General features: G+C 59.6%; 20 protein-coding genes. 10 read left to right on the forward strand and 10 right to left on the reverse strand.

Annotated features, from left to right (window positions below; all coding sequences use genetic code 11):
• The 3 genes from mrdA (at nucleotide 1) to M3P88_RS12195 (ending at nucleotide 4,027) form a co-directional block, all read left to right on the forward strand.
• Entirely contained in the window at nucleotides 1-1,989 is a 1,989-nt protein-coding gene (mrdA, locus tag M3P88_RS12185; protein ID WP_249616285.1) for a penicillin-binding protein 2, read from the forward strand.
• A complete protein-coding gene (rodA, locus tag M3P88_RS12190) occupies nucleotides 1,970-3,067 on the forward strand; it encodes a rod shape-determining protein RodA (RefSeq protein WP_249616286.1) in 1,098 nt (365 codons plus the stop codon). The genes mrdA and rodA overlap by 20 nt, the downstream gene beginning before the upstream one ends.
• Before the next feature lie 90 nt (nucleotides 3,068-3,157).
• Entirely contained in the window at nucleotides 3,158-4,027 is an 870-nt protein-coding gene (locus M3P88_RS12195) for a sterol desaturase family protein (RefSeq protein WP_249616287.1), read from the forward strand.
• 1 nt (nucleotide 4,028) lies between these two features.
• Here M3P88_RS12195 and M3P88_RS12200 read toward each other — a convergent pair whose 3' ends face one another.
• Together M3P88_RS12200 and M3P88_RS12205 are read right to left on the reverse strand one after the other, a co-directional pair.
• Nucleotides 4,029-6,524, reverse strand: coding sequence for a putative bifunctional diguanylate cyclase/phosphodiesterase (locus tag M3P88_RS12200; protein WP_249616288.1), 2,496 nt, complete (start codon nucleotides 6,522-6,524; stop codon nucleotides 4,029-4,031).
• Nucleotides 6,511-7,653: an FIST signal transduction protein gene (locus tag M3P88_RS12205; protein ID WP_249616289.1), complete on the reverse strand. Its 1,143-nt coding sequence runs from the start codon at nucleotides 7,651-7,653 to the stop codon at nucleotides 6,511-6,513. Before M3P88_RS12205 ends, M3P88_RS12200 begins: the two co-directional genes overlap by 14 nt.
• Nucleotides 7,654-7,963: 310 nt before the next feature.
• Between M3P88_RS12205 and M3P88_RS12210 the strand changes: the two genes are divergently transcribed.
• Together M3P88_RS12210 and M3P88_RS12215 are read left to right on the forward strand one after the other, a co-directional pair.
• The gene (locus M3P88_RS12210) at nucleotides 7,964-9,280 is read left to right on the forward strand and encodes a sodium-dependent transporter (RefSeq protein ID WP_249616290.1); all 1,317 of its coding nucleotides are present in this window, start codon (nucleotides 7,964-7,966) and stop codon (nucleotides 9,278-9,280) included.
• Nucleotides 9,281-9,491: 211 nt separating this feature from the next.
• Nucleotides 9,492-10,805 carry a sodium-dependent transporter gene (locus tag M3P88_RS12215; RefSeq protein ID WP_249616291.1) on the forward strand — a complete coding sequence of 438 codons (1,314 nt, stop codon included), beginning with the start codon at nucleotides 9,492-9,494 and terminating at the stop codon, nucleotides 10,803-10,805.
• Between the two features lie 28 nt (nucleotides 10,806-10,833).
• On the opposite strand, the gene M3P88_RS12220 is transcribed toward M3P88_RS12215, so the two are convergent.
• Nucleotides 10,834-11,130: a hypothetical protein gene (locus M3P88_RS12220; protein WP_249616292.1), complete on the reverse strand. Its 297-nt coding sequence runs from the start codon at nucleotides 11,128-11,130 to the stop codon at nucleotides 10,834-10,836.
• A 163-nt stretch (nucleotides 11,131-11,293) separates the two neighbouring features.
• Between M3P88_RS12220 and M3P88_RS12225 the strand changes: the two genes are divergently transcribed.
• Entirely contained in the window at nucleotides 11,294-11,695 is a 402-nt protein-coding gene (locus M3P88_RS12225) for a VOC family protein (protein ID WP_249616293.1), read from the forward strand.
• A gap of 10 nt (nucleotides 11,696-11,705) precedes the next feature.
• On the opposite strand, the gene M3P88_RS12230 is transcribed toward M3P88_RS12225, so the two are convergent.
• Nucleotides 11,706-12,350, reverse strand: a complete 645-nt coding sequence (locus M3P88_RS12230) for a MarC family NAAT transporter (protein WP_124734886.1) — start codon at nucleotides 12,348-12,350, stop codon at nucleotides 11,706-11,708.
• 186 nt (nucleotides 12,351-12,536) lie between these two features.
• Between M3P88_RS12230 and M3P88_RS12235 the strand changes: the two genes are divergently transcribed.
• On the forward strand, nucleotides 12,537-13,001 hold the full coding sequence (locus tag M3P88_RS12235) for a copper chaperone PCu(A)C (RefSeq protein WP_249616294.1): 465 nt from the start codon (nucleotides 12,537-12,539) through the stop codon (nucleotides 12,999-13,001).
• 50 nt (nucleotides 13,002-13,051) lie between these two features.
• On the opposite strand, the gene M3P88_RS12240 is transcribed toward M3P88_RS12235, so the two are convergent.
• The gene (locus tag M3P88_RS12240) at nucleotides 13,052-14,206 is read right to left on the reverse strand and encodes a glycerophosphodiester phosphodiesterase (protein WP_249616295.1); all 1,155 of its coding nucleotides are present in this window, start codon (nucleotides 14,204-14,206) and stop codon (nucleotides 13,052-13,054) included.
• A 490-nt stretch (nucleotides 14,207-14,696) separates the two neighbouring features.
• On the opposite strand from M3P88_RS12240, the gene M3P88_RS12245 reads away from it, so the two are divergent.
• Together M3P88_RS12245 and dinB are read left to right on the forward strand one after the other, a co-directional pair.
• On the forward strand, nucleotides 14,697-14,990 hold the full coding sequence (locus M3P88_RS12245; protein ID WP_249616296.1) for an Rdx family protein: 294 nt from the start codon (nucleotides 14,697-14,699) through the stop codon (nucleotides 14,988-14,990).
• A gap of 4 nt (nucleotides 14,991-14,994) precedes the next feature.
• Nucleotides 14,995-16,062 carry a DNA polymerase IV gene (dinB, locus tag M3P88_RS12250; protein WP_249616297.1) on the forward strand — a complete coding sequence of 356 codons (1,068 nt, stop codon included), beginning with the start codon at nucleotides 14,995-14,997 and terminating at the stop codon, nucleotides 16,060-16,062.
• Here the strand turns inward: dinB and M3P88_RS12255 are convergent.
• From M3P88_RS12255 to bioH, 4 genes are all read right to left on the reverse strand, one after another.
• Nucleotides 16,059-16,724 carry a glutathione S-transferase family protein gene (locus M3P88_RS12255; protein WP_249616298.1) on the reverse strand — a complete coding sequence of 222 codons (666 nt, stop codon included), beginning with the start codon at nucleotides 16,722-16,724 and terminating at the stop codon, nucleotides 16,059-16,061. The genes dinB and M3P88_RS12255 overlap by 4 nt on opposite strands.
• Before the next feature lie 103 nt (nucleotides 16,725-16,827).
• Nucleotides 16,828-17,808: a patatin-like phospholipase family protein gene (locus M3P88_RS12260; protein ID WP_249616299.1), complete on the reverse strand. Its 981-nt coding sequence runs from the start codon at nucleotides 17,806-17,808 to the stop codon at nucleotides 16,828-16,830.
• Nucleotides 17,809-17,843: 35 nt separating this feature from the next.
• A complete protein-coding gene (bioC, locus tag M3P88_RS12265) occupies nucleotides 17,844-18,737 on the reverse strand; it encodes a malonyl-ACP O-methyltransferase BioC (RefSeq protein ID WP_249616300.1) in 894 nt (297 codons plus the stop codon).
• The gene (bioH, locus tag M3P88_RS12270) at nucleotides 18,734-19,549 is read right to left on the reverse strand and encodes a pimeloyl-ACP methyl ester esterase BioH (RefSeq protein ID WP_249616301.1); all 816 of its coding nucleotides are present in this window, start codon (nucleotides 19,547-19,549) and stop codon (nucleotides 18,734-18,736) included. Before bioH ends, bioC begins: the two co-directional genes overlap by 4 nt.
• Nucleotides 19,550-19,842: 293 nt before the next feature.
• On the opposite strand from bioH, the gene M3P88_RS12275 reads away from it, so the two are divergent.
• Nucleotides 19,843-21,402 carry a CHASE4 domain-containing protein gene (locus M3P88_RS12275; RefSeq protein WP_249616302.1) on the forward strand — a complete coding sequence of 520 codons (1,560 nt, stop codon included), beginning with the start codon at nucleotides 19,843-19,845 and terminating at the stop codon, nucleotides 21,400-21,402.
• A gap of 89 nt (nucleotides 21,403-21,491) precedes the next feature.
• Here M3P88_RS12275 and M3P88_RS12280 read toward each other — a convergent pair whose 3' ends face one another.
• Nucleotides 21,492-24,335, reverse strand: a complete 2,844-nt coding sequence (locus tag M3P88_RS12280) for a putative bifunctional diguanylate cyclase/phosphodiesterase (RefSeq protein ID WP_249616303.1) — start codon at nucleotides 24,333-24,335, stop codon at nucleotides 21,492-21,494.
• Between the last annotated feature and the right edge of the window lie 15 nt (nucleotides 24,336-24,350).

The following is a 24,350-nucleotide window of genomic DNA, read 5'->3' on the forward strand; positions in this document are numbered from 1 at the left end:
ATGCCCCGCCCTACCCGTTTGAAAACACCACGCGCCGACGATAACCAGTTCCAGTTGCGCCTGGTCGTCGCCTACCTGTTCATGCTGTTGATGTTTCTGGTGTTGGCCGGGCGTTTCGTCTGGTTGCAGGTCATGCAGTACGACCACTATTCGACGCTGGCACAAAACAACTCGATCTCGCTGGTACCGGTACAGCCCAACCGCGGCCTGATTACCGACCGCAATGGCGTCGTACTGGCACACAATTATTCGGCCTATACGCTGGAAGTCACTCCGTCCAAAACCGGAGATCTGGAAGCGATGGTGGCCGAACTGGGCAAGCTGGTCGAACTGACCCCGCGCGACATGAAGCGCTTCAGAAAATTTCTCAGTGAAAACAAGAAGTTCGAGCCTTCGGCGCTGAAGATGAAGCTATCGGACGAGGAGGCGGCGCGCGTAGCCGCCAACGGCTACCGCCTGCCCGGTGTCGAAGTCAAAGCCCGTCTGTTCCGCGACTATCCGTATAAGGAGCTGACCAGCCATGTGCTGGGCTATATCGGCCGCATCGGCCCGCGCGACAAAGAAAACATTGCCGAAGAAGAAAAGACCGCCAACTATCGCGGCGCCACCCATATCGGCAAACTGGGGCTGGAAAAAGTCTATGAAGACGAACTGCGCGGCACGCCGGGCTTCGAAGAAGTCGAAACCGACTATCTGGGCCGCGCCATCCGCAGCCTCAAGCGCACCCCGCCCAAAAACGGCAATGACCTCAAGCTGGCACTGGATATCCGCCTGCAGGACGTCGCCGACAAGCTGTTCGGCCAGCGCCGTGGCGCGCTAGTCGCAATAGACCCGCAAACCGGCGGCGTGCTCGCCCTGCTGTCCAAGCCCGGCTTCGACCCCGGGCTGTTTATCGACGGCATCGACACCCAAAGCTGGAAGAACCTCAACGAAGACTGGCAAAAGCCGCTGATCAACCGTGCGCTGCGCGGCCTGTATCCGCCCGGCTCCACTTTCAAGCCGTTTATGGGCATGGCGGCGCTGGAAACCGGCGCCATCGGCCCGAATGAAGTACGCGGCGCGCCCGGCTACTTCACCCTGCCCGGCTCCAGCCACCGCTTTCGCGACAGCAAACCCGCCGGCAACGGCTCGGCCAACCTGGCCAAGGCGATCGCCGTTTCCAGCGATACCTTTTTCTACAAACTGGCGTGGGATATGGGCATAGACCGCATCCATCCGGTACTGGGCCAGTTCGGCCTTGGCAGCCGCACCGGCATCGATCTGGATGGTGAAGCGCCGGGCATCCTGCCCTCCAAGGAGTGGAAAGCCAAACGCTTTGCCAAGATGAAACCGGAGTACCAGCGCTGGATACCGGCCGACGTGGTCAGCATCGGCATAGGCCAGGGCTACAATGCCTACACCCCCCTGCAAATGGCCAACGCCACGGCGATACTGGCCGCCGACGGCAAGGTATTCAAACCCCATCTGGTGCAGACCATCACCGATAGCAAAAGCGGTAAGGTACAGTTGGTCGAAGCGCATCCGCAACGCCAGCTCGCTTTCAAGCAGCAAAACTACGACTACATCAAGCAGGCCATGGAAGGCGTGCTCAAGCCTGGCGGCACCGCCTGGCGTCTGGGGCAAAACCTGAGCTACCGCATGGCCGGCAAGACCGGCACCGCCCAGGTGGTGCAGATCAAGCAAGGTGCCAAATACAATGCCTCCGCGCTGGCCGAGCAGCACCGTGACCATTCATGGTTTATCGCCTTTGCCCCGGCGGAAAAGCCGACCATTGCCGTCGCGGTGATTGTGGAGAATGCCGGCTTCGGTGCCGCCGCCGCTGCACCAGTGGCGCGCGGCGTGATCGACTACTATCTGACCGGCAAAGTACCGGCCGATATCAACGCCCTCCTGCAAACCATGGCACAGCCAGAAACAGCGGACAGCGGCGCAGCAGACGCCAGTGCGCCCGTCGCAAATAAGAAACCCCATGCATCCCCATCCCCTTAAACGCCTGTGGCAGAACATCAGCCAGCCGCTGGACGGCTGGCTGACCCTGTTTCTCGGCCTGCTGTTTGTCCTCAGCCTGCTGGTGCTGTACTCCGCATCCAACGAAACCTTCGGCAAGATAGACAACAAGCTGGTCTATAGCGCGCTGTCGTTCGGCATCTTGTGGCTGCTGGCCTGGAGTCGGCCGCAAACGGTGATGATGTTCGCGCCGCCGGTCTATCTGGTCGGCGTGCTGCTGCTGGTCGCCGTCGAGCTGTTCGGCATTACCGTCAATGGCTCGACCCGCTGGCTGAATCTGGGCTTTATGCGCATCCAGCCCTCGGAAATCATGAAGATCGCGCTGCCGATGATGGTAGCCTGGTACTTCCAGCATAATGAAGGCCAGATCCGCTGGTGGCATTACCTGGTTGGCTTGGCCATTGTGCTGGTGCCCGGCGTCCTCATTCTCAAGCAGCCGGACCTGGGCACCGCCACGCTGATTATGACCTCCGGCCTGTTTGTGCTGTTTTTTGCCGGCCTGTCGTGGAAAGTCATTCTTGGTGCCGGCACCGCGTTTCTGGGCAGCCTGCCCATCGTCTGGAACCTGATGCACGACTATCAGCGCCGCCGCGTGCTGACCCTGCTCGACCCGACCCAGGACCCGCTGGGTGACGGCTACCATATCATTCAGTCCACCATCGCCATCGGTTCCGGCGGTGCCTGGGGCAAGGGCTGGCTGTCCGGCACCCAGACCCACCTCGAATTCATTCCCGAGCGCACCACCGACTTCATCTTCGCGGTATGGTCGGAGGAGTTCGGCCTGGCCGGCAATATCCTGCTGCTGGTGGTGTATATGGCCATCCTCAGCCGCGGTCTGATGATTACCGCCCGCGCCCAGACGCTATACGGCCGGCTGATGGCCGGCTCGATCACGCTGACCTTCTTTATGTATGCCTTTGTCAATATGGGCATGGTGGCCGGCATCCTGCCAGTCGTTGGCGTGCCGCTGCCCTTTGTCTCCTACGGCGGTACCGCGACGGTGTCGCTGGCGGTCGGCATGGGCATGCTGATGAGCATAGGCAATATCGATAGGCGCTAAAGCCGCCCTTCCCACGGCAACCCTTACGTCATACCATGTAGCCAGACCGGCCACCCACGCATGGTGGCCGGCAGACATGAGGAGATGGCCATGGGGTTTGATATCGAGTTGCTGCTACTGGGGCTGACGCCGGTCTTTTTGCTGGCGGTGGCGTGGGAAGTGCGCTACTGGCAGCAACAGGGTCGCGGCGATGTCTACGCTTGGCGCGACAGCCTGTGCAATGCGGCGCTGGGCCTGATGCACCAGGGCGCGGACAAGCTGGCATGGATGCTGGTGATTCCGCTGTATGCCTGGGTCTACCAGCACCGCCTGTTCCATTTCGAGCTGTCGTGGCCGGCATTTTTCGCGCTGTTTGTCGCGCAGGACTTCCTTTACTACGGGTTCCACCGCGCCAGCCACCGCGTGCGCTGGCTATGGGCGGCGCACAGCGTGCACCACAGCTCGACGCGGATGAACTTCAGCACTGCCTTCCGCCAGAGCCTGATGTATCCGGTCGCCGGCATGTGGGCGTTCTGGCTGCCGCTGGCATGGCTGGGTTTTCCGCCACAGGCAGTCGTCGGCATCGTGCTGATCAACCTCGCCTACCAGTTCTATATCCATACCCAGGCCATCCCGCACTTGGGCGCTTTCGAGAAACTGTTCAACACCCCGTCCATCCACCGCGTACACCACGCCAAAAATCCGCGCTATATCGACCGTAACTTTGCCGGTGTGCTGGTGGTGTGGGACAGGCTGTTCGGCAGTTTTGTAGCCGAAGACCCGAGCGAGCCGTGCGACTACGGTACGGTCAAGCCGGTCATGAGCTTCAACCCGATCACGGTCAGCCTGACGGAATGGCGCGATATGCTGCAGGAAGCCTGGTGCGCCCGCCACTGGCGCGACCGTTGGGTCGCCCTGTTCGGCTCGCCGGAGGCGGCCGAAGCGCGGGCCTCAGCGCAGGCACAGCAAGCCGAAGCCTGACTCAAGCATGACTGGCCAGAAAGGCCGCCAGCGCATCTGCCGGAAATGGCCGGCTGATAAAATAGCCCTGGAAAATGTCGCAGCCCTCGCTTTGCAACAGTGCCTGCTGATCCGCCGTTTCTACGCCTTCCGCCACCACCGGCAGGCCCAGGCTATGCGCCAGCGCAATCATGGCGCGCACGACGGGGTAGCCGTTGGCATCGCGGGACAAGTCATGCACAAAGCTGCGGTCTATCTTGAACTGCGTCAGCGGCAATTGCTTGAGATAGGAAAGCGAAGAGTAAGCGGTACCGAAGTCGTCCAATGCCAAGCGTATGCCGGCATTTTGTAACAGCGCCATCCGTTCTATGTTCGCAGGTATATCATCCAGCAACAGCACTTCGCTCAGTTCCAGTTTGAGTCTGGCCGGATCGGCACCCTGTGCCGCCAGCGTAGCCAATAGCTGTACCGCAAAGTCGGGTTCACGAAACTCGCGCGCACTGACATTCACCGCCAGCACCAGTTCCGCCGTCTCCGGCTTCTGTGCCCACGCAGCCAGCAAGACGGCCGCCTGCGTCAACACCCATTGCCCCAGCGGCAAGATCAACCCGGTGTCTTCGGCGAGCGTAAGAAAACTGTCAGGTGCCAGCAGACCGCGCAACGGATGCTGCCAGCGCAGCAAGAGTTCGGCAGCGACCATCTTGCCGGCCATATCTACTTGTGGTTGCAGATAGATGCGAAACTGCCCGTCTTGTATGCCACGGCGCAGTTCCTGCTCGAGTACCACGCGCGCAGCCACCACCGCCTGCATCTCGGCAGCAAAAAAGTGCAGGCAATTACGCCCGGCAGATTTGGACTGGTACATGGCAAGATCGGCTTGTTTCAGCAGCTCGTCCACATCGGCATTTCCACGGCCAAACAGCGTCGCGCCTATGCTGGGCGTCGAGTGGAACGACAAGCCGGCCAGATCATAAGGCGCATTCAGTGCGGCCAGTATCTTGTCACCCACGGTTTCTGCCGCCAGTGCCGCGGCCTCGACCTGTGCCGGCAAATCCTCCAGCAAGACCACAAACTCGTCGCCGCCAAAACGGGCGGCACTGTCGCGCTTACGCAGGCAGGCGCTCAGGCGCGAGGCCACCTGCTGCAATAGCAAGTCGCCCATATCATGACCCTGGGTGTCGTTGAGATTCTTGAAATGGTCGAGGTCGATAAACAGCAAAGCGCCATACCGGCCACTACGCTCGCTGGCCAGTAATGCCTGCCCCAGCCGGTCCAGCAACAGGCGGCGATTGGGCAGGCCGGTCAGCACATCATAAAAAGCCAGCCGGCGGATCTCGTCCTCGCTTTGCTTGCGCAGGGTAATGTCGGATAGCGATGCCACATAGTGCGTCACCCGCCCCCCGCTATCGCGCACCGCACTGACCGACAACCAGGCCGGGAACACCTCGCCATTTTTGCGCCGGTTCCAGAGTTCCCCCTGCCAGAAGCCTCGCCCGGCCATGCTTTCGCGCATGGCACGGTAAAAATCATCATCGTGGCACCCTGACTTGAACAAAGTCGGGGTCTTGCCTATCAGTTCTTCGGCGCTATAGCCGCTGATGCGGCAAAAGGCATGATTGGCCTGCAAAATGGTTTGCGCCGCATCACAAATAAACATGCCCTCTTGCGACTCGAAGGCAATCGCGGCAATGCGTAGCTGCTGCTCGGTTTCCAGGCGCTGGCTGATATCGAAGAAGGTGGTCACCTTGCCCACCATTCGGCCATGCTGCGTCAGATTATGCGACCAGTACTCGACCGGAAAGGCGCTGCCGTCACGCCGCCAAAACCACTCGTCATCCACATGATTGCGCGCCTCGTTCTGGCAAGAGGGCATACTGAGGCATTCATGCGCCGGATAAGGGCGATCATCGGGATAATGGTGATGTATCCGTTCATGGATGGGCTGGCCGACCAGCTCGTCCATATGCTCGTAGCCCAGCAAGCGCAAAGCCGAAGCATTGATGAAGGTACACAGTCCTTGCGGATCGGTACCGAAAATGCCTTCCTCGGCTGAGTCCAGCAGTAACTGGGTGCGCTCGCTGGCGGCGGCCACTTGTTCGGCCTGCTCGCAAGCAAGACAGGCTAGCGCCAGCTTGCCGGCGATGCGCATCATGCCGCCTTGCATGCTGCGCGACAAGGGTAGGCCGGCCTTGCCCAGCAGCAAGAAACCAAAGCCGGGCAAGGGAAAAGCCAGCAGCTTGCGATCACCGAATGCCAACATGCGCGGCAGCGCATCGGAAAATGATTCCCCCCGCAGCGCCTGGCACGCCTGCAGGAATTCCGGCCAGGCATGTGCCGATAGCGGGATGGCCGCCATCAGCCGGGCCTCGTCGCCATACATGCGCACGACTACGCCGCTATGGCAGCCCAGTTTGCTCACCATGATCCACAGGCTGTTTTGCAGCATGGGCACCAATGCCATGCCCTTGCCAACCTCCATAACGATTTCAAAGAGCGTCTGCTGTTCAAGTGCTTTCACTTGGGTCTCCCAGCGCACTCAATACGATCGTCTTGTTATGAAACTCGAGGTATTCCTGACCACGGTTGGCAATTTCGCCCAAGGTAAACGCACCGATCTGCTCACGCGCAGGGGTATGCAGGCAGACCAACTCCTCCGCTATGCGCCCCCCGAGAAAGCTGGCGCGCGAAATGCAATCCACGACAAAGTCGATACCGTGCCAAGACCCGGCAGGCAAGGCTGCATCAGCTTGCCGGCGCAATGTTGCCGCGGCCGCCAGCAGCGTATCGGGATTGCCCTGCATGATATGCAGCAAGATGCCGTGCGGAATATCACCCACACAGCGCAAAGCACCATCCGCTATTAACGCAACCGGGTCGCGCACGACAAACTCGCCGCTTAAGCGGCCGATACCGAAAGGATGGGCGGCGGCATGAGCATAAAAACCCTCCCCCTCGTCCAGCTCCAGTCCTTGCCGCGCCAGCACCTGCCGGTAAACCGCCAAGGCGCTCTCTCCCTCCAGGCTCTCAAGCAAATTACCGTGCGACCGTGTCACCTCGAGGGGGCCGGCTAGACGCTGCCAGCCATGTGCAACATAAACCTGACTCTGCAGCGTGCCGGCGCAAACCACCGCTGCGTCACACAACACGCCTTGCGGCGTAATCAGGCTGGCCGCGCCGGGTAAACCCAAAGCACCGCTGCCCCCTCCCAGATAATTGCTTTGCAAACCGAATACATGAAACAAGGCTTCGACTAACGCCCCCATCCCGGGCGACAGGCCATCGGCAAACACCATCACTGTCCGGCTGTCATGCTGGCGCTGCGCGGAAAAACCGCCAACCAAGTCCTTAAGCAAGGCATGCGGCCGCGCACCGATATCACGCAACACGCACACCTCAAGCTCGAATGCCAGAGGCAGGATGATGTAGCCGCTATCCAGCCTGTGCCCGGCGGCGATCAGTGCCGGAAAAATACCGCCAAATGCCGGAATGGCCAGCTGCTGCAGGACAGGATCCAGGCTGACAGGTGCGGCTCCCATCTGCTCGCTGGCGAGTACCAGCAAGCCCTTGACGCCAGGGCGTGAAGCCAGGGCGGCAAGCGTTGCCGACAGCGCATCCCAGCTACCGTTGGCATCAACGAATGCATGCATCGTGATCTCCCATTACTTTTCCCGTGCTGGGTGCGCGTTTTTGCATCGCCGGATCCTGCCCATAAAAAAGGAAGTGAAATATATCAAACATTGACAATACACGCCCTATCCCTGCATAGTAGCCAAACCATGACAAACACCCATCCTGCCGCGCTGTGCGCTACTTATTATTATCCGGTCTGCGACTTAGCGGCCGGAAGGATTGTGTGCGTCTGATACACCAGAGCATCATGCTACTTAGGCCGCCGCCCAGGCGGCCTTTTTGTTTTTGGCAGCGCGGGTGGTGGCCACTTCTGACCTAGGGGCCATCATGTCTACACGTTCTGCCTGGGGCTCGCGCCTCGGTTTTATTCTTGCCTCCGCCGGCTCGGCCGTCGGGCTTGGCGCCATCTGGAAATTTCCCTTTGTGACCGCCATGAATGGCGGCGGCGCCTTTATCCTGCTGTTTTTACTATTCAGCTTTACGCTGGGCTTTGCCCAGCTCTTGATCGAATTCACACTGGGGCGCGCCGCCCAGACCGGGCCGGTCGGCATGTTCCGCCAGCTGGCCGGCGGATTATGGCCACTAGCCGGCCTGATGGGCATCTTCGCCGCCTTCGTGCTGTACAGTTTCTACAGCGTAGTCGGCGGCTGGACGCTGGGCTATGTCGCACTCGCCATCGAAGGCTCGATGCTGACCACTGATGTAAAAGTCCTCAGCAGCACCTTTACCGGCTATGTCGAACACCCGCTGTGGCCACTACTCAGCCACGGCGCTTTTGCCCTGCTTACGCTGGCTATCGTGCTGGGCGGGGTAGAAAAAGGTATAGAGCGCGCCAGCAAATTCTTGATGCCCTGCTTATTCCTGTTGATGCTGGGGCTGATCGCACGCTCCTTAACCCTGCCCGGAGCCTGGGCCGGTGCGCTCGCTTTTTTTACCCCGGACTTTTCCGCCGTTACCCCGGCCATGGTGGGGGATGCACTGGGCCTGGCCTTTTTCTCGCTGTCGCTGGGTACCGGCGGCATGATTGCCTACGGCTCCTATGTAAAACAGGAAACGCCGGTGATGCACTCGGCCGTCTGGGTGGTGGGCTTGTCCTGTCTGATCGCGCTTCTGGCCGGACTGATGATTTTCCCGGCGCTGACCGCCTTCGGTCTGGACCCGGCGGCCGGCCCCGGCCTCACCTTTATGACCATGCCCATCGTGTTCGCCAGCCTGCCCTTTGGCCAGCTGTTTGCCATCGCCTTTTTTGCCTTGCTGGCCGTGGCGGCACTCACTTCGTCGGTATCGATGCTGGAGCTGATCGCCACGCTATTCCTCGACGAATTCAAGCTGCCACGGCGCAAGGTCGTACTGGGGCTGAGCCTGGCGGTCTTCCTCTGCGGGGTGCCGGCCTCGCTGTCGCTTGGACCATGGTCGGACATCACCCTGTTCGGCAAGAATATCTTTGATGCGATGGATTACAGCGTCAGCAATGTCATGATGCCGGCCTCCGGCATTCTGGTCGCGCTGTTTGCCGGCTGGCGCGTATGGCCCTTGCTGCGCGAGCATGCCGGGCTAAGTGGCCTGCCCTTGTTTGCCCTTAAGTGGAACTGCCGCCTGATCGCGCCGTTGGCCATTGGTGCCATCCTGCTCAAGAATCTTTAATACAGACGATTGTATCCAGCCCTTGACGAATGACGCGCCGACAAGGCATGCTAAAGCCATGAATCCGATGACCGTGACTTTTTCCTGCAACTGGTGGCGCCTCTTTTAAGCGGCGCCCAGGGTCACGACTATCTCCCACAGGCCGCCGCCAAGGCGGCCTGTTTCATTTCCCCTCCTTGTGCGGCGCTTTATTGCAAAACAAGGAGCAAGCATGCAGCGATCACAATGGGGCTCCCGCCTCGGTTTCATCCTCGCCTCGGCAGGTGCCACGGTAGGCCTGGGTTCGATCTGGAAATTTCCCTACGTCACCGCGATGAATGGCGGCGGTGCCTTCTTGCTGGTCTTTATCGCACTGACCTTCACGCTGGGACTGACCCTGCTCCTGGCCGAGTTTGCCATCGGCCGCCATGCCAAGGTCGGCGCGGTCAGTGCCTTTAAAAAGCTGGGCGGCGGTGCATGGCCGCTCATCGGCTACGCCGGCGTGCTGGCCGGTTTTCTGGTGCTGAGTTTTTACAGCGTGGTCGGCGGCTGGACGCTGGGCTATTTGCTGCGGGCCTTTGATGGCCGGGTGATGACGAGTGATCCGGCCGCACTGGCTGCTCTTTTTGGCCAGTATGTTGCCAGCCCGACCGAACCCTTGCTCACCCATGCCGTGTTTATGGCACTGACGCTGGGGGTGGTCATGGCCGGGGTCAAAGGCGGTATCGAGCGCGCCGGCAAGGTACTGATGCCGGCACTGTTTACCCTGATGCTGGTGCTGATGGTGCGTGCGCTGACCCTGCCGGGTGCCGCTGCCGGTGTGGCCGAATTTCTTGCGCCGGACTTCTCCAAGGTGTCGCCGGCCATGCTGGTCGATGCGCTGGGGCTGGCCTTTTTCTCGCTATCGGTGGGCGCCGGCTGCATGCTGGCCTATGGCTCCTATCTCGGTGACGAGATCAAGCTGACCGGCTCGGCCTTGTGGATCACCGGCCTGACGACACTGACCTCCATCCTCGCCGGGCTGATGATTTTCCCAGCAGTCGCAGCCTTCGGCCTTGAGGCAGCCGCCGGGCCGGGCCTGACCTATATGACCATGCCCATCGTATTCAACCACCTGCCCTTCGGTCAGGGCTTTGCCATCGCCTTCTTTGCACTCTTGCTGTTTGCCGCCCTGACCTCGTCGGTGTCGCTGCTGGAACTGATCGTCGTGCTACCGATAGACGAGTGGGGCTTCAGCCGTAAACAGGCGACCCTGACCGTCGCCGCCCTGGTCTTTGCCGCCGGCGTGCCCGCCTCGCTCTCGTTCGGGCTCTTGGCCGACTACACGCTATTCGGACGCAATGTGTTCGAATTGATGGACTACAGCGCCAGCAACATCCTGCTGCCTATCGGCGGCATCGGCACCGCACTGTTTGCCGGCTGGAAAGTGTGGCCGGCCATGCGTACAGAACTGGCCCTGTCGCGCAGGCAGCAACAAGCGATGCGCGCCATGTGCTGCCTGATTGCGCCGGCTCTGATCGGGCTGATTCTGGCGTGGAATCTGTAAGTGAAAGACGGCTAGACTAGGGCCGCCGTCAACCGGAGCCGGCATGCGTCTGCGTGCCCGCCTCCAGTACGAGATGCAGTTTATAACTGCGTGGAAACTCCAGCTTGATGACCGGCTTCAGCTCGGCCTCCAGATGACACACCGCGATCATGCGGCAGTCTGAACGAAAGCCAAACTCGCTTAGGCGGCAGTGGCCATCCGCGAGCTTCTCCAGCCAGAAGCCCCGGTCTTTCTTGAAACTGAATACGCCTAAGCGCCCCCGCTCGGGCAGCCGGCGATAACGCAACTGGACAATAGTCATGACTTGGGAAAATAGAATCAGCACGGCAACCGCTCTCTGACAGCAAGCAATGCACTCACCATAGACGGGTGCGCGCATCCTGCGCCTGTCGACAGGAAAACGGAGGGGGCTCTAGCGCGGAAGCGGTGGCCGCTCGCGGCGCGCGCGCGTATCATCGCCCTCCCGCCCAGATCTGGAAAAATCCGCCATGAAACAGCATATCGCCCAATTCGCACTGCTCGTCGACGACTACGACCGTGCCATCGCCTATTACTGCGACGTCCTCGGCTTCGATCTGGCCGAGGATAGCGACTTGGGCGGCGGCAAACGCTGGGTGCGGGTTACGCCACCCGGTGGTGAGACCAGCTTGCTGCTGGCGCGCGCCAGCAATGCCGAACAGGCGCAAGGCATCGGCCATCAGGCTGGCGGCCGGGTATTCCTGTTTTTACATACCGATGATTTCTGGCGCGACTACGCAGCCTACCGCGCACGCGGTGTGACATTTGCCGAAGCGCCACGCGAAGAAGACTATGGCACGGTGGTGGTATTCACCGATCTGTATGGCAACCGCTGGGATCTGCTGCAACTGGGCTGCGCCAAGCGCGGCTAAGGCGATGGCTTCAGGAACCGGCCATAAAAGTACGGATACCGGAGCCGACAAACTGCACGCCGACACAAATCAGCAAAAAACCCATCAGCCGCCCCAGAACTTCGCGTCCGGCGCGGCCCAGCTTTTCCGCAATCAGCGTGGATGAGCGCAGCATCATCCACACTCCGACACTGGTACCGGCAATGGCCAGCAAGGTCATAAACATGGCGGCCGCCTTGGCAGGCCAGCTGGAAAGCTCGGCAATTTCGGTCGACAGGCCGATCACCACCGCAATGGTGCCCGGCCCGCTGATGCCAGGCATGGCAATCGGGAAAAAGGCACAGTCCTCTTCCTCCACCATTTTGTGATTGTGGCCGCTGTCCGGCGGCAAAAACAGCATGCGATAACCAATCACCGCCACCACCAGACCACCGGCAATACGCAAAGCACCGTAGGAAATACCGAAGAACTCGAGAATCAGGTTACCCGCCATCAGCGACACCGCCATGATGGCGGCGGCGTAAACGCAAGCCATGCGCGCCTGCTCGGCACGCTGGGTCTCGCTCATGCCGCGTGTCAGGCTGATAAAGAGCGGTATCTTGGACAGCGGATTAGTAATCACAATCAGGCTGACCAGACCACCGAACAGATACTGCAGGTAAAATTGCTCAAGCATTTGCTTGCACGGGTTGAGACTAAGCCGGCATTCTATCCGTATTACACGTCCTGCCCAGCCTGGCGTCGTTGTCGCGAAAGCCGCTGTCGCCCCCGCAACAAAACACCCCTGCGACATTGTGTCGCATCATTTTTGATGACAAATGTGATAGTTTTCTTCTCATCTTTGCCCTCAGACAAAATCGCCATGAACAAGCTGCTGCTGACCGCCCTGCTCGCTACCCTGCCTTTTACCGCCACCGCGCACGAAACCCGCAGTGCCGACCTGACCATCCAGCACCCATGGAGCCGGGTGATGCCGGCAGCCTCGGTCAATGGTGCCGCCTATTTCCTTATCGAAAACACCGGCAAGCAGGCTGACCGCCTGCTTAGCGCCCAAACCCCGCGCGCCAAAAAGGCCGAGCTGCACACCCATATTCACGACAACGGTGTGATGCGCATGCGCGAAGTCGAAGGCGGCGTGGCCATTCCTGCTGGCCAGAGCGTGAAGTTCGCCCCCGGCGGCCTGCATGTCATGCTGATGGGGCTGAATAGCCCGCTGCAAAAAGGCGAGCACTTTCCGCTAACGCTGAAGTTTGAGCGCAAAGGCGAAGTAAAACTGGATGTGGTGGTGGAAGACGGCATGCCCGCTGCCATGCCCATGCAGCACTAAAACCCAAAAGGGGAAGCAGCATGCTTCCCCTTGGCGATCACCCCGCTAGCTTATTTCAGGCTGCGCGCCTTGAGCGCGGTATCGGCAAAGTCGCTGAAGACCCCGTCCACACCCAGCGCGTAATACGCCTTATATTCTTCCAGCGGATCATTCATGAAATTCGCCGCCAGATATTTTGGCTCGTTGCGGAAGGTATAAGCGTGAACAAATAGCCCGGCCTTGTGCGCATCCCTTACCAAAGTACCAGGCTCCAGCAAGGTACGGTCCTGCATATCGACCACCTTGTCGCCATTCACATCGGCCGCCTGTCCGGTTTTCTTGTCCGCCATGCCTTCGCTGGCCATGATGTAAGGCTTCCACGGGCCAATACCATCGGCAAAGCGGCGGATTTCCTTGAGTGCAGCCGGCTTGGTCAAATCGACAAATGTCCGGCTATCTCCGGACAATACAAAATCATACGGCCGGCCGGCCTGCATCTTGCCATCCACCGTCACATCGTTGCCGTCCAGCAGAAAGACCAGTTTAACCGGAGTCTGTTTACGCAACGCCTTGAGGTTGGCACTCTCGAATGACTGGATAAACACCGGTGCATTCTTGCGGTTCAGGCCATGCTTTTTCAGACCCGCCAGCAAGGCCGGTTCCAGTGCCAGCTGCTGGGCCGCATGCCAGCTTGGATGCTTGGTTTCCGGATAGATGCCAACCTCGCGCCCAGCCTGTTTGCTGAGTTTTTCACGCAGCACGAGAATTTCTTCGAAAGTCGGAATCGGGAACTGGCCGTTGAATTCCTGTGGCCGGTCGGCGCGTTGCTGGACGGCACGCAGGGTCTTGATTTCGGCCAGGGTGAAGTCGGGGGCAAACCAGCCCTCCTCCTCCACCCCGTCAACCAGCAACTTCTTTTTGCGGTCGGCAAACTCGGGCCGGCTCGCCACATCGGTGCTGTCTTTCAGATTGGGCTCATGGCGGGCAATCAATACGCCATCCTTGGTCGAGACCAGATCCGGCTCGATATAATCGGCCCCCAGCTCGACGGCGCGGGCATACGCTTCCAGCGTATGCTCGGGCAGGTAACCCGAAGCGCCGCGATGGGCAATGATTAGTGGCGCCTTGCCGCTCAGCGTCGGATAGGCCGGCGTTTGCGCAGCATAAGCAGGCAGGATCAAACAGCTGGCCAGCAGGCTGGACAACAAGGCTGGGGTTTTCATCATGCACTCCATCGTGGTTTTTGATGGCACGAGTATCCGCATGGAATGTTACGTTAACGTGATGAAAAGATGACAGATTCGTGCTGCTTGCCATTATCCAAGTTCTGGCCTCGACACTGGTGCATGCTACATTTGCCCTGCTTCATCTGCTCCGCCGGCGGATAAACACCCCGACAAAGATCCATAGAACACAAGGCTTTAGCGCCCATTTTCATAGGCGTTGCATGAAAGTAACATCGTGCAACGCAGCATCGTCCGACAACATACAAACTTCTTTACCCAAATACTAATGGCATGCAGACTGCAAAGCGTCGGCGCCTAGCCAGCCCGATCGCGTCGCCCGAGGCCTTGTCTTTACCCTTCGCCAGGTTTTACCTGAATAATAAAGTCGATGGAGGGGCTCCTGCCATGCAGGATGCAAAGAGTCAGGGAAGGGCATGCCCGGCGACGCGCAATCGGCTACCATCGTGCTTTACCCTGACACTGCCGCACGATGACCGCCTCCCCGCTCCCCCGTATTGAAATCCACTATTGCACCGGTTGCCGCTGGCTGTTGCGTGCAGCCTGGATGGCGCAAGAACTGTTGACCACCTTTGAAAAAGAACTGGGCGAAGTTGCGCTCTTGCCCGGCAATGGCGGTGTATTCCGCATCCTGTGCAATGGCGAGACGCTATGGGATCGCACGCGCGATGACGGCTTTCCCGATATCAAGCTGTTAAAGCAGCGGGTGCGCGATGCCATCGCACCGGACAAGGCGCTGGGCCACAGCGATTCGGCTTCCGCGTAAAGTCATGACGGCACCACAACGCAAGATCATTCATGTCGATTGCGATGCTTTTTACGCCTCGGTCGAAATGCGCGATCACCCCGAATGGCGCGATATTGCGCTGGCCATAGGCGGCAGGCCGGAAACCCGCGGCGTGATTGCCACCTGCAATTATCTGGCGCGCCAATACGGCATTCACTCGGCCATGGCTTCGGCCACCGCGCTCAGGCTATGCCCGCAACTATTGATCGTCCGCCCGGATATGGCACGCTACCGCGCTGCCAGCCAACAGATCCATGCCATCTATCAGGCCTTCACCGAACGCATCGAGCCGCTGTCGCTGGACGAAGCCTATCTTGACGTGAGCGGCGTCACCCTGTGTCAGGGTAGCGCCACGCGCATAGCCACGGCCATACGCACGCGCATACGCGAGGAGGTCGGCATTACCGCCTCGGCCGGCATCGCGCCGAACAAGTTTCTGGCCAAGGTCGCCTCCGACTGGAACAAGCCGGACGGGCAGTTTGTGGTACGTCCGCAAGATACGGCCGCCTTTGTCGCGGCCTTGCCGGTGGCCCGCTTTTTTGGTGTCGGCAAGGTGACTGCCGCCAGGCTAAAGGCCTTGGGCATTCATCATGGTGCCGACCTGGCCGCCGCCGATCCGCTGCTGCTGACGCAAGAATTCGGCCGCTTCGGCGAACGCCTGCACCAGCTTGCCCATGGCATTGATAAGCGCGAGGTCGAGCCGGAGCGGGAAAGAAAATCGGTGAGTGTGGAAGAAACCTATGCGCGCGACCTGCCGGATCTTGCCGCCTGCCGCGCCGAATTGCCTGAGCTGCTGGCACAACTGAAGTCGCGCATCGCCCGCGCCGGCGAGCCGCCGCTACGCGCGCTGGTGGTCAAGGTGAAATTCGCCGACTTCAGCCAGACCACGGTCGAGCATGCGGCCAGCACGCTGATGCTGAACGCCTTCGGCCGCTTGCTGGAAACAGGCTATGCCAGAGGACAGGGGCGCGCGGTGCGCCTGTTGGGCCTGGGCGTGCGCCTGGGTCATGGCGACGCCCGCCAGCTTGAGTTTGAATGGGAAGAAGATTAAGCCTGCGCGGCCTTTTTACGCCGTGCCATAAAAGCAGCAACGGCGGCATCACGCCCAGCCCAGCTCTGCGCAATACTGGTGCGTTGACCCAGACGTGCCATATAGCCGGTCTCGTCCAGCAATGGCGCCAACAAATCCTCGGCCAGCACCGTCTGCGTCATCTGCGACACCAAGGGGAAAAAGCTGGCCGCGGCAATATCGGCATAGCTGAAATCTTCACCTGCCAGCCATGGCGAAAAGCGGGTCAGCCGGGTCAGCGCCGCCACCGCGCGGCGGATATCGCTACGCGCCTGCTCGCGGGCATCCTCGTCCAGGGGCGCGCCAAACAACACATGACGCGTCAAAGGCACGCAAGGCGCGGCCAGATACAGCTCTATCATCTGCAGGATTTCGCGGGCGCGGCTGCGGGCATTGGGTGAAGGCGGCAATAGCGCGGCGGTCGGATAGGCATCTTCCAGCCATTCCAGAATGGCGGTGGACTCGGCCAGGGCAAAGCCATTGATCTCGACATAAGGGATCTTGCCCATCGGGCTTTTAGCCAGAAACACTTCATCTTGGGCTGGCGGCGTGAACACCTCTTCGTAATTCACGCCCTTTTCGATCAGGGCAATCTTGACCTTGGTGTAATACGGGGACAGCGCGACGCCATGCAGGATAATCATGCCTAAGCCTCCGGGGCTTGAAATAGGAATAGCATAGCCCCTTCAGGGCAAAATCCGTTGGCCACCCAAGATAGTCCAAAGGAATATTTGGCCGATTATGCCATTATTTGGCAAGCGCCTGCGCTTTTAATGACAAAGCTCTTTTTATTGCCGGCAACGCCATCCGTGCCACACGTTCACCCTCCAGAATGGCGGTATGGCGGTTCTCAAAATCGGTAGCGCCTATTTTGCCTACGCTGGGGCGCAAGGTGACATCCGCATTCTTGAGTTCGGCCTTCAGCGCACTCTGGCTCATAATGTTCAGGCTCTGATCAAGCCGCGAAAAAAAACCGGAACTCCCGCCGCTAGGGCGCGCCGAAATGTCTACCGCAATCACCACCTCTGCCCCCATCTCGCGCGCGGCACTCACCGGCACCGGGCTCACCAGACCACCATCGACATAGCGCTTGCCGTTCATGGATACCGGCTGAAAAACATTAGGAATACTGGCCGAAGCACGTACGGCCGAACCGGTATTGCCACGCTGAAATACAATGCGCTCCCCCGTATCCAGCTCGGTCGCCACCGCGCCAAAGCGTTTGGAGAGTTTTTCCAGCGGCTTGTTGCGCACCTCGCGATTAACAAACTCGGCCAGTTTTTCACCCTTGATCAGACCGGACGTCGACAGGGTGTAGTCGGCGAGCGAACTCTCGTCCAGTTTCATCGCCTTCAGCTGCAACTGGTAAGGACTGATGCCCGAGGCGTATAGCGCGCCCACCACCGCACCGGCACTGGTACCGGTCACGATGTCGGCCTTGATGCCGTTCGCTTCCAGCACCTTGATTACGCCGATATGGGCAAAACCCTTAGCCGCTCCCCCACCCAGCGCAAGGCCTATTCTGGGCTTGCGCACGACTTTGGCCTGCTCCGGCGCAGGCGATACCGTGACAGACGGAGGCACCGACACGGAAGTAGACGGCTTGGCCGCATGACTAGCCGATGGTGGACTCGCGGGAGACACAAGAGGGGAGGTAGGACTGACACTGCTGCAAGCACTTAACAGCAAGACTGCCAACAGGCCGGTACAACGTGAAGGATAAAACATGTTCGGGAACGACTCTTTCTTAAGCGAAATACGGCTCAGGACTTTTTAAATTCAATAACCTGAAGGCCATCGGGCAAATGCCCGGCTTTAGCCTTGGGCTCGCCGCGCCAGGCATGGCCATAGACCACTTCATAAGTAGCTGGCAGGCTGCCATCACGCCGGTAGGCTTCGTACGCCGCTTCGACACGCTGCCAGAAATGCTTGCCGGTCAGACCAGCCTTGCGCCCGGCGGTGACATTATGCGCGCCGATGGACTTGAGGTCTTGCATCACATCACGCACCCGGCCATAAGTCAGCACGATTTTTTCCATATCCATCACCGGCAGGGCAAAACCGTTACGCACCAAGACATCGCCCAGATCATGCATATCGATGAAATGGTTAACATGGGTCGCGGAATCCTGCCCGGCAAAAGCGGCCCGCAATTCAAACAGCGTATCCGGCCCCAGCGTGGAAAACATCAGCAAGCCGTCCGGTTTGAGCACACGGCGGAATTCGGCAAAAACGCCATCCGGCTCGTTCAGCCACTGAATGGCCAGATTCGACCACACCATATCCACACTGCCATCCGCCAGCGGCAGCGCCTCGATATCGGCACACACCTGCCAAGGCTGGGCTCGCCCCAGCAAACGGCCAAAAAAGCCGGCGCCCTCCTGTTGCTTGGCCTTGGATGCCTTAAGCATAGAGGCGGCAATATCCAGCTCGATCACGCGCGCCTCCGGGTAGCGGCGGCGCAATTCGGCGGCGCCATAGCCGGTGCCGGAGCCGGCATCGAGTATCGTCAGCGGTGCATTCTTGATGACATCCAGACGCTCGGCCATGCGGTCGGACACTTCGCGCTGCAAGACGGCCGCGCCATCGTAGCTATGAGCAGCACGCTCGAAAGCAGCGCGGACTTTGGCCTTATCGGTATAAAACGCTTCACTCATGCGTGTCGGTCCAGGTGGGAAAGCAACAGGGTCAGGAAATCATGCTCGTGCGACAAAAACGGCGCATGCGAGGCTTGTTCGAATAGATGCAAGCGGGCATCCGGCAGCATCTGTGCCAGCCAGCGACCGGCGCCGATAGGGGTAATACGGTCACGCGCACCGAAAAACAGCGCCGTGGGCGCATGAATCTGTGCGGCCAGTGCACGGGCATCCGCCTGCAACAGGCAGTCCAGCGCCGGCAACAGGCCATGCGGGCGGCCATGGGCAAACAATTGGCTACTCAGCGCCTTGAGCGTATCACGCGCATGCGGCGCACCCAGCATTTGCAGGGCCAAAAAGTTTTTCAGGGTCAGCTCGAAAGCCTTATGCAGATTCGCGCCGACCTCTGCGATGGCTGCCGCACTCTGCCCGAACGCCCAGTCTGGGCCTTGTACAAAGCGCGGACTGGTCGACACCAGCGCCAGGCTGCGTATCTGGGATGCAGGCTGCACCGCCCAGTGCTGCGCCACCAAGCCACCCAGCGACCAGCCCAGCACATGCACCGGCAGGGGAAATTGCCGCGCCAGGTCCGCCGCCACTTCGGCAGCATCAAAATATTCAACGGCCGGCGAGGCGCCATGGCCGGGCAAATCCACCATGTGTACACAGTAATGCGCGGACAGCGCCGCCGCGACACGCTCGAATACGCCACCATGCAGGCCCCAGCCATGCAGCAAAACCACATCCGGCCCGCGCCCTTGTGTCTCGACGTAACAGTTCATATCGGCATGGCCATCGGCAAAGGGCGCCATTTTCGCAAGAGTGTCGGCCAAAGGAAAGCCCACATTGTTTTGACATAGAAAGGCAGGCGAAATAAGCACTGATACATGGCAGCTATGTGCTTCTTCTATCGGCCAATCAGGACTCGAATTTGGCGTATCTGCCACCGGTTTTGCTTGTACGCCACAATCGGCCAACTTTGATGAGGTTTGAACATGCACTTACTGGACTCTCGGTGGCATCCTCCTTTACATTCACCCAATGCACATAAGATGCACATAATTCAAATTATAAAAGCATGCCTGATGATATATACATCACCGGCTATTGCGACGGGGGAGAGGCTTTGTCAATTTTTACCAGATTCCTGCCTAGCAGGCTCGCGCACCGTATCGCGCTCATTCTGACCATGCTGTCGCTGCTATTAGCCGGTTCGGTCTGGCTTTATGGGCGGCTTACACTGATCCCGTCCATTGAGCAGTACGAGCAAACGGCCGCACGCACTCAGGCTGCCGGCACACGCAACGCTTTTCTGGAGAGCGCCGCGACAGTTGAACGTCTCGCCTTGAGTTGGGCCAACTGGGACGATACATACAACTATGCAACCGGTGGCGATACATTGCGTCTGGATGCGTACTTGCAAGGACAAAAAGTCAACACGCTGGGCATCGACTTTCTCGCCATTTTTGATCGCAACGGCGGACTGCTGACCACCGCGGAGTGGGATGGCATGTCGGCGCAACGCGACGATCTGGCGCTGGTACGCGAGCTTTCCCCCGCCACCGAATTTGGCCGTCAACTATCCAGCGCCATCGAACACCGCGTCAGCACAACCTCCGGCATCGTCCGTCTGGCGCGCGGCCCACACTTCGTCACCATTATTCCTATCCGCACAACCAACCGCACCAGCCCTATTGGCGGTTATCTGGTCATGGGGGTTTCGGCAGACAAACTGCTACTGCAAGGAAAAGGCCCGTTTAGCGCCGCGCAGTCCAGTGCCCTGTCTATTACTTCGCGCGATCTGCCGGATGCCGTGCAACGCTGGATAAACAAAGGCATCGAGAATGAAGACCTGCTGATTCTGGGCAGTGACGACAAAATCGAAAGCTGGGGGGTCGTAAATAGCCTGAGCGGCAAGCCGGCGCTGCTACTGGGCAGTAACCAGCCACGCGACATGAGCCGTCTGGCTTCGTCCTCTTTGCAACAACTGGCCCTGTTCTCCGTGATTGGCACCCTGCTGCTTGGCCTGCTGGCCTGGTGGGTTGTGCATGCCAATATCAGCACCCGTCTGGGTTGGTTGCTGCAAAGCATACATGGCATGGTACGCCCCGGCCGCGTCGCCGTGATCGAAACCCACGGCAACGATGAAGTCTCCTATCTGGCGCGAGCGATCAACCATCTGGCCATGGGCAAGAATGCCTCGATCGAGGCGCAGCGCACGGCCGAACAGCAACTGGACATGGTGTTCTCACAGGCACCAGGTGCCATGATGCAACTGCGTGATGGTCAGGTCACCGACCTGAATGCTGCCGGTGCCGCCCTATACAAGGCACCACACGCAGCGACGCTGGTTGGCTTGCATCTGTCCGAGCTATTGGAAACCAACGATGCCACGGCCAAGCGTTTGCTACTGCTGACGCAATCGAAGAAAGCCATGGCCCAGAGCGTGCGCTTACTGTGCCGCATACGCTGCCGCGACGGCAGCCAGCGCCCATGCGAAATCACCGCGCTGAGCATGCCTCAGGCCGGCCTGCCGATTGTGCACCTCTATATCACGCCGCTGTCCTCAGCAGACGAAGATACGCGCCCGGATAGCACAGTAAGTGAAACGAATACGCAGGCCGATAAAACGGAAAGCAATCCGCGCCTGATTTCCATCAAACGCGCAAGCTCGAAGCACGCCTGACCTAGAGCGGAAATACCAAGCACAAGCCCCGCTATGCGCGGGGCTTGTGCTTTTTCAGCCCGCAAACGGCGGCGATATGACCAACCGGGTCAGTGGCAATAATCACTTTCTTGCGCCAAAGCCTGTAAAGACGCCCATGCAATAGCAGCCGCAGGCTGTGGCCGGGCAAAATAATAGCCCTGCAACTTGGGACAACCCAGCTCGCGCAAGGCCGACAGCTGGCTGAGCGTTTCTACCCCCTCAGCCACAACATCCAGATGCAGGGCCTGCGCCAAGGCCAGAATGGCCCGCACAATGGCGCGGGACTCGGTATGGACATCCACTTCACGCACAAAAGCCTGGTCTATTTTCAGCACGTCAAACTGGTAACGATGCAGATAGGCCAGAGCCGAGTAGCCGGTACCAAAATCATCCAGCGCAAGGCGTACGCCCAGCTGATGCAGGGCATGCATCACTTGTGCGGCGACTTCAGGCATATCGATCAGCGCGCTTTCTGTTACCTCCAGATAAAGCAGCGCCGGCGGCAGCGCCAATCGAGTCAGCAAAGCCTCAAGCCAGGATGGCAAGCTCATGTCGCGCAGATTTTCAGACGACAGATTGATATGCAAGGACAAAGAATCGCCGCCATAGCCCTCATCATGCCAAGCCGCCAGCTGGGTACAGCCCTGCTCTATCATGTAACGATCCAGCCGCCTGATCAGACCCGACTCCTGCGCCATGGGCAGGAACTCGGCCGGAGAAATCATCCCCCGCTCGGGATGATGCCAGCGCACCAGCGCCTCGAAACCGGTCAAGTGCTGGCTATGGCTATCGATGAAAGGCTGGTAGTACGGGATCAACTGGTCATCGACATCCAGCGCCCGGCGCAGATCAGCCTCCAGCGCCAGCAAATCGGCCTGATTCTCGCGAAAATGGTGGTTAAACAAGGTATAGCCATGGCGGCCGCTTTGCTTGGTGCGGTACATGGCCAGATCCGCATCGCGCAGCAAATCCTCCGCACTCTGATAATACTGGCTGTCGGCCAGCACCGCGCCGACACTGACCGTCGCAAACACTTCACGCCCGCCCAGCAGCATGGAGCGCTCAAATTCATCCACGATACGCTGCGCGATCTGTTCACAACGCGCGGTCGACTCTACCCGCTGCAAAATCAGGGCAAACTCGTCCCCGCCCAGCCTGGCCAAAAAATCATGCGGCCGCAGACAATGGCATATACGGGCACCGGCCTCATGCAGCAAGGCATCCCCAGCCTGATGTCCCAGGGTATCGTTAATCAGCTTGAAACGATCCAGATCGATAAACAAGACGGCAAAACACTGGCGCCCATCACGGCTATAAGCCTGCCAGTTGGCCTGCAGCGTCTGATTGAAATAAGCGCGATTGGGCAGGCCGGTCAGTACATCATGCAATGTATCGTGCTTGAGCCGGGCATTGACGGTATCCAGCGCCAGTGTTCGCTCGCGTACGCGTTCTTCCAGCGCACTATTGGCCAGTTGCAAGGCCTCGCTCGCCTGTAGCTGGGTCAGGGCGCCGCCGATATGATCGGCCACACTCTCCAGCAACTCCTGCTCGCGATAGCTGTAACGCAAATTACTGTCGCGGCTGAACACCGCCATCACGCCCTTAAGCTCCCGGTTGCTATATACCGGCACACCCAGCCAGCTCACCAAGCCTTCTCCGGCTTTGCCGGAAATAGACCTTAACAAGGCGCTGCCATTGAGCAACAGCGTGCGGCCGCTATGCAGGACCTGCTCGACCGGGCCTGCCCGCAGCGTCATCATGGGATCATTCGGGACGAAAGCATCCGCACCATAAGGGAAGGTGAGCCTATCCTGCTCGCCATCATACAGGGCGACCATACAGCCGCTGCAACTGAGCAAACCCTGCAGCTCCCGATGTACTCCGGCCAGAAAAGCCGACAGCGACAAGCTGCTATTGGATAGGTTGGCGATGGCAAACAAAGCCCGCATCAATTTTTGTGCATGATGGCGCTCGCCCTGCTCTGCATGCAGGCGCAGACGGTTGGCTTCCAGCTCATGCTCAAAGCAGCGCGCCGTCCGAAGCAGGCGGTGGCGTTCGCTGACATGGCCGAACAATGACGCAATATGCCGCGCCAAACGCAAAAACAGGCTTAATGACTGCCGGTCGTAACGCTGCGCCGGATCGAAAACCTGTACGGTTACCACGCTATACGCCTGATCGCCGGCAATGAGCAGGGGCAGACAAAGACAGAAGCGCGGCAGGCGAGCAAGCGATGGCAGACCTGCTTCAGCACAAAATGCCAAGATGCGGCGCGTATCCAGCAATCTGGGCTTGGCAGCTTGGCACACGACTGCGGCCAAGGCACCCGCCAACTCTGCAGGTCGTGCGGCAAAGGCCTTTGGCCTGAGCTCATCCAGCGCCGGTAACGGTGCCAGATACTGCAAGCCACCACCCTCATCGGACAGGGTCAATAGCAGATCACAAGCGGGAATCAGGGGGGATAGCAAACCTGGCAGGCGGGCAAGAAAGGTCTCCATACTTTGGGCATGGCTGGCTAGCGCCGCCACATCCAGCAGGATGTGCTGCTCCAGGCGCGACTGTGCCAACGCCAGATCCAGCACGGCGCCCTCAAGCCGGCTCAGCAACAGCTGGCCCGCCATCCGGCACAAGGGTGACTGCAGCAGATGCGCGCCACCATGCCACAACAACATGACACCATAGCGACTGTTCAGCGAAAGCTCATGCCGCACCGTGCCTGCGGGCAAGGATGCCTGTGCGGGGTGGGAACATAATGCCCCCGCACCATCGCCGGCCAGGCAATGCCAGTAGCGCCCTTGCCTGAGCCAGATGGCCGCCGTATCCAGCGGGCCGGCCTGACGCAATAAAGCCAAGGCTTCCCCTGCTCCCTCGATGAGCCGCCCATTGTTTTCCAGCGCATCCATCATTCGCATTATTCTCGTTATCTA

The organism is Craterilacuibacter sp. RT1T (genome assembly GCF_023502145.1).
Taxonomy (GTDB): domain Bacteria; phylum Pseudomonadota; class Gammaproteobacteria; order Burkholderiales; family Chromobacteriaceae; genus Craterilacuibacter.

What these genes read in the sequence shown, in the direction of transcription:
- M3P88_RS12280 (WP_249616303.1), bottom strand. Translation starts at nt 24,335, where the DNA reads ATGCGAATGATGGATGCGCTGGAAAACAATGGGCGGCTCATCGAGGGA.
- M3P88_RS12240 (WP_249616295.1), bottom strand. Translation starts at nt 14,206, where the DNA reads ATGATGAAAACCCCAGCCTTGTTGTCCAGCCTGCTGGCCAGCTGTTTG.
- mrdA (WP_249616285.1), top strand. Translation starts at nt 1, where the DNA reads ATGCCCCGCCCTACCCGTTTGAAAACACCACGCGCCGACGATAACCAG.
- M3P88_RS12260 (WP_249616299.1), bottom strand. Translation starts at nt 17,808, where the DNA reads ATGTTTTATCCTTCACGTTGTACCGGCCTGTTGGCAGTCTTGCTGTTA.
- M3P88_RS12195 (WP_249616287.1), top strand. Translation starts at nt 3,158, where the DNA reads ATGGGGTTTGATATCGAGTTGCTGCTACTGGGGCTGACGCCGGTCTTT.
- M3P88_RS12255 (WP_249616298.1), bottom strand. Translation starts at nt 16,724, where the DNA reads ATGATTATCCTGCATGGCGTCGCGCTGTCCCCGTATTACACCAAGGTC.
- M3P88_RS12235 (WP_249616294.1), top strand. Translation starts at nt 12,537, where the DNA reads ATGAACAAGCTGCTGCTGACCGCCCTGCTCGCTACCCTGCCTTTTACC.
- M3P88_RS12245 (WP_249616296.1), top strand. Translation starts at nt 14,697, where the DNA reads ATGACCGCCTCCCCGCTCCCCCGTATTGAAATCCACTATTGCACCGGT.
- dinB (WP_249616297.1), top strand. Translation starts at nt 14,995, where the DNA reads ATGACGGCACCACAACGCAAGATCATTCATGTCGATTGCGATGCTTTT.
- M3P88_RS12225 (WP_249616293.1), top strand. Translation starts at nt 11,294, where the DNA reads ATGAAACAGCATATCGCCCAATTCGCACTGCTCGTCGACGACTACGAC.
- rodA (WP_249616286.1), top strand. Translation starts at nt 1,970, where the DNA reads ATGCATCCCCATCCCCTTAAACGCCTGTGGCAGAACATCAGCCAGCCG.
- M3P88_RS12215 (WP_249616291.1), top strand. Translation starts at nt 9,492, where the DNA reads ATGCAGCGATCACAATGGGGCTCCCGCCTCGGTTTCATCCTCGCCTCG.
- M3P88_RS12205 (WP_249616289.1), bottom strand. Translation starts at nt 7,653, where the DNA reads ATGCATGCATTCGTTGATGCCAACGGTAGCTGGGATGCGCTGTCGGCA.
- M3P88_RS12230 (WP_124734886.1), bottom strand. Translation starts at nt 12,350, where the DNA reads ATGCTTGAGCAATTTTACCTGCAGTATCTGTTCGGTGGTCTGGTCAGC.
- bioC (WP_249616300.1), bottom strand. Translation starts at nt 18,737, where the DNA reads ATGAGTGAAGCGTTTTATACCGATAAGGCCAAAGTCCGCGCTGCTTTC.
- M3P88_RS12210 (WP_249616290.1), top strand. Translation starts at nt 7,964, where the DNA reads ATGTCTACACGTTCTGCCTGGGGCTCGCGCCTCGGTTTTATTCTTGCC.